6 protein-coding genes and 1 pseudogene are annotated in these 4,061 nt (G+C 64.9%); 4 read left to right on the top strand and 3 right to left on the bottom strand.

Annotated features, from left to right (window positions below):
- A partial coding sequence (locus FFS27_RS29725) for a response regulator (RefSeq protein WP_137952410.1) occupies window positions 1-591 on the bottom strand: 591 nt, incomplete at its 3' end.
- A 245-nt stretch (window positions 592-836) separates the two neighbouring features.
- Between FFS27_RS29725 and pilZ the strand changes: the two genes are divergently transcribed.
- Window positions 837-1,136, top strand: a complete 300-nt coding sequence (gene pilZ, locus FFS27_RS29720; RefSeq protein ID WP_003104055.1) for a cyclic di-GMP-binding protein PilZ — start codon at window positions 837-839, stop codon at window positions 1,134-1,136.
- Between the two features lie 57 nt (window positions 1,137-1,193).
- Here pilZ and FFS27_RS29715 read toward each other — a convergent pair whose 3' ends face one another.
- Window positions 1,194-1,898 (bottom strand): MlaA family lipoprotein, encoded by a 705-nt coding sequence (locus FFS27_RS29715; RefSeq protein WP_003090872.1) that lies wholly within the window; start codon window positions 1,896-1,898, stop codon window positions 1,194-1,196.
- 102 nt (window positions 1,899-2,000) lie between these two features.
- On the opposite strand from FFS27_RS29715, the gene FFS27_RS29710 reads away from it, so the two are divergent.
- A complete protein-coding gene (locus FFS27_RS29710) occupies window positions 2,001-2,405 on the top strand; it encodes an acyl-CoA thioesterase (protein WP_003138775.1) in 405 nt (134 codons plus the stop codon).
- A gap of 1 nt (window position 2,406) precedes the next feature.
- Here the strand turns inward: FFS27_RS29710 and FFS27_RS29705 are convergent, their stop codons facing one another.
- Window positions 2,407-3,126 (bottom strand): UTRA domain-containing protein, encoded by a 720-nt coding sequence (locus tag FFS27_RS29705; RefSeq protein WP_003104061.1) that lies wholly within the window; start codon window positions 3,124-3,126, stop codon window positions 2,407-2,409.
- Window positions 3,127-3,259: 133 nt separating this feature from the next.
- Between FFS27_RS29705 and FFS27_RS29700 the strand changes: the two genes are divergently transcribed.
- Together FFS27_RS29700 and FFS27_RS29695 are read left to right on the top strand one after the other, a co-directional pair.
- Entirely contained in the window at window positions 3,260-4,003 is a 744-nt protein-coding gene (locus FFS27_RS29700; RefSeq protein WP_019485066.1) for an HAD family hydrolase, read from the top strand.
- Window positions 4,000-4,061, top strand: a pseudogene (locus FFS27_RS29695) (phosphohydrolase); the annotation flags it as partial. The gene FFS27_RS29700 and the pseudogene FFS27_RS29695, both read left to right, overlap by 4 nt.

Raw genomic sequence — 4,061 nt, 5'->3', positions numbered from 1 at the left:
GAAGTAGTCGACGAAGTCGCCAGAGAGATACAGCGACGGAATGATCCGGTGGGAAAACTCCAGCCCCTCGATGCTCCACGGCGTCACCGGAAGCATGTTCATCTGCACCTGGCGGCCGGCGTTCTGGTCTTCCTGGAGCAGGTTCAGGCTGGCCTGCAATTCGCGGTTGGCGGCTTCCAGCTTGTCGCGGTAGCGCTGGTTCTCGACCCGCAGGTAGGCCCGATCCAGGGCCCGGCGCACCGAATGCTCGAGCACCGCGAGGTCTTCCAGGGGCTTGATCAGGTAGTCGGCGGCGCCCAGACGCAAGGCTTCCACCGCATCGCTCATCACGCCGGCTCCGGAAAGCACGATGATCGGCGTTTCCGAAGCGGTCTGGCGGATGCGGCGGATCAGTTCGAGGCCGTCGATCTGCGGCATGCGCAAATCGCAAATGACCAGGTCCGGCTGTTCGCTTTCGAAGATCTGCAGGCCCTGCAGACCGTTGAGGGCCTGCAACACCTTGAAGTTGCTGTCTTCCAAGTAGGCGGCGAGGCTTTCGCGCACCACCTCGTCGTCATCGATGATCAGCAGCGTGGCACTGACTTTATGCATGGGTCATCCAGGCAAACGGCGCCGGAAACAGTGGGTCCTAGGCGCTTATTGTAAGTGACAACAGCGCGGCTACGGGGTTCGACAAGGCGCAGACGGTACTCCCATCCGTTGAGCAGTTCAAGCCGTTGACCTTTGCCGGAAAATCCGCCTTTGTCCGTCCGATCCCGTCCGCACGGTATAAACTTTGACGATAATCGCCAGGATTGCCAGTCGCCCCCCATCGCCCCGACCATGAGGATCAGCCCATGCAGCCCATCGAGCACAACTACAGCGAGAAGCGCGACTTCATCCGCATGAAGCTCGACACCCCGGTCACCATCCGCTGCGAAGGCCGCGAGTCGGTGGCCCTGTGCCGGGACCTGTCCGCCAGCGGGCTGCTGCTGGAAGCGCAAAGCGAGCTGGCTCCGGGCGACCACCTGCGGGTGAGCATCCCGTCCACCCACGAGACCCTCACCGGCCTGGAACTGGAAGCCCGCGTGGTGCGCTGCGAACGGCTCGGCCCAGGGCGGCATAGCCTGGGGCTGAGCATCGTCGCGATCCATTGAAACGACGAAAGGCGACCCAAGGGCCGCCTTTCCAGGTGTCGCACGAAGCGGGTCGACTTAGAAGTCGTCCTCCACCTCGCCGTCCTTGACCTTGAACTCGCGGTTCTGCAGGTAGGCGTTGCGGATGAAGATGTACTTGTCGCCGCTGATCAGTTTTTCCGACTTCAGCAGGTTGGCACGGGTGTCGACGGTGTTGATGCCGAACATCACGTTGCGCGCGCGTACATCGTCCATGTAGTGGTAGGGACCGACATAGATGTCCGGGATCTTCGCCGGGGCATCGCGCAGCGTGCTCGGGCCGAGGAACGGCAGCATCACGTACGGGCCGCTGCCGACGCCCCAATAGCCCAGGGTCTGGCCGAAGTCCTCGTCGTTGCGCTGCAGGCCCATCGGGGTCGCCACGTCGATCAAGCCGGCCAGACCGAAGGTGCTGTTGAACAGCAGGCGGCTGGTGTCCACACCGGCATTGTGGAACTTGGCCTGCAACAGGTTGTTGGCCAGGTTCTTCACGTCGCCGAGGTTGTTGAAGAAGTTGTGCACGCCGTCCTGAACGAAGTTCGGGGTGACCTTCTGGTAACCCTGGGCCAGCGGTTTCAGCGCATAGGTGTCCAGGGTGTCGTTGAAGGTGAAGATGGGACGGTTGATGCTTTCCCAAGGGTCTTCTTCACTGGCCGCCAGGGACAGCGTGGGTGCCAATGCGAGGCTGGCGCAAGCCAGGATTCGGGCACTACGTTCGATCCAGTTCACGCCGCGGGCGCGCATTGCTGTATCTCCTTTGCATGACTAGTCTTGGCCGCCAGCGCGGCTTCAGCGTGCGCGCAGTATATAGGCTCGCATTGAATTTGAGACTAGAAGAGTTACGAGATGGCTGACAGACAATTGCTACACACGGCCCATATCCCGGTGCGCTGGGGCGACATGGACAGCTACGGGCACGTCAACAACACCCTTTATTTCCAGTACCTGGAAGAGGCCCGGGTGGCCTGGTTCGAAACCCTCGGCGTCGACCTGGAAGGCGCTGCCGAGGGGCCGGTGGTGCTGCAAAGCCTGCACACCTACCTGAAGCCGGTGGTGCATCCGGCCACCGTGGTGGTGGAACTGTACGCCGGCAAGCTGGGCACCAGCAGCCTGGTACTGGAACATCGCCTGAGCACCCTGGAAGATCCGCAAGGCACCTATGGCGAAGGCCACTGCAAGCTGGTCTGGGTGCGCCACGCGGAAAACCGTTCGACGCCCGTGCCGGACAGCATACGCGCCGCGATCGCCTGACTCAGGCGCCCGGATAGGCCGCGTCGAGCACGATCTCCAGGGCGTCCGGGCGCCAGAACTCCTGGTCGAACTCGACCACCCTCTGCCCCTCCGCGTAACTCAGTCGCTCCAGGTACAGCGCCGGCGAACCCGGCGCCAGTTGCAGCGGCTCGGCCTGGGCCGCGTTCAGCGCGGTCGGGTGCATCGCCAGTTGGCAGCGCGTCGGCTGCAGGCCGAAACGCTCGCGCAGCAGGCTCATCAGCGAAGTATCGAGGTCGTGGTCCAGCAGGCCTGGGCACCACCCGGCATCCAGGGCGATCAGTTCGATCAGCACCGGACGCTCGTCCACCCAGCGGCGCCGTTGCAGGAAATACACCGGCGCGCTGTCCTCCAGCCCCATCCGCTTGGCCAGCCAGGCGCCGGCTGCTCGCCGCTCGGCGTGCAGCGTCTCGGTACGCGGCTGGCGTCCCTGGGCGCTGACGTATTCCATGAAGCCGGTGGTACGGGTCGGGTTGTAGCGGATCCGCGGCGGCGCGACGAACCAGCCGCGGCGGTTCTCGCGATAGACCAGGCCTTCGGTTTCCAGTTGCTGCAGGGCTTCGCGAAGGGTGATGCGGGTACACAGGAAGCGCTCGGCCAACTCCCGCTCGGAGGGAAGTTTCACCTGCAGCACGCCCTGGGCGATATCCGCGGCGAGCTGGTCGCGGATGCGCAGGTACTGACGAGATTGATCGACCGGCATGACGGCCTCGCTGATTCAGACCGGCCGATTATAACGGCAGCCCGTCGGCCTATCGCCACTGCCACGAAAACGTCACGGCAGCGTCACAAAACCCCTCTAGGCTGGCCTAGACCATTTGCCAGACGCCTTTCGCATGCCCAGCTCCGACCAACTCCCGCGCTTCACCGCCCTGCTCTTCGGACTCTCCGGCGGCCTGGTGGATTTCGGCGCCCGGACCCTGTCCCTGGCGCTGCTGCGCAGCCATCCGCATAGCCCTGCCGAACACCTCCGCGACGCCAGTCTGCTGCCCTTCGCCAAGGCACAAAGCTTCCTGTTGCGGCGCAAACCGAACAAGAGCGAGCGCCAGCGCCTGGAGCAGGCCCTCGACGAAGCCGCCGGGGAACAGGCCGAAGCCATCGCCGGTGCCGTGGCCCTGTTGGAGAGCCTGGACGAACAACGGATTCCCTATGCCTGGCAGGACGAGCTACCGGAATCGGTCTGCCAGCGCCTTGCCGCGCCGCTCGGCCGAGCGGACGCCCTGATCCCCCTCGCCGGCGCGCGCCCCTGGCCGGCCCCCGATGGCTGCTGGCAGGCCCTCGCCCGGCTGGGCATCGAGCGCCTCGACGGCTGCGTGCTGGTCAGCGCCCAACCGCGTCAACTCCAGGCCGGACTCAATGCCGGGCTATGGACCATCGGCCTGGCCGCCAGCGGGCCGTCGTGCGGCCTCTCGCCGGCCGACTGGGACGCTCTCGGACACACCGAGCGCGACCGCTTGCGTGCCGACGCCACCCTGGAACTGTACCGCCTGGGCGTGCATTCCGTGATCGATCACCTGGGCGAGCTGCAACCCTGCCTGCACGACCTCGCCGTCCGCCGCCTGAAAGGAGAAAAACCATGAGCCGCGCCCGTCACCGCTTTCTCGACGAACTGGCCGAACGCTTCGCCAGCCATGGCGC

The sequence above is a fragment of the Pseudomonas sp. 2VD genome (assembly GCF_005503585.1).
Classification (GTDB): Bacteria; Pseudomonadota; Gammaproteobacteria; order Pseudomonadales; family Pseudomonadaceae; genus Pseudomonas; species Pseudomonas aeruginosa.
The sequence above is the reverse complement of the archived record's forward strand: the minus strand, read 5'-3'. Positions and strand labels throughout refer to the sequence as shown.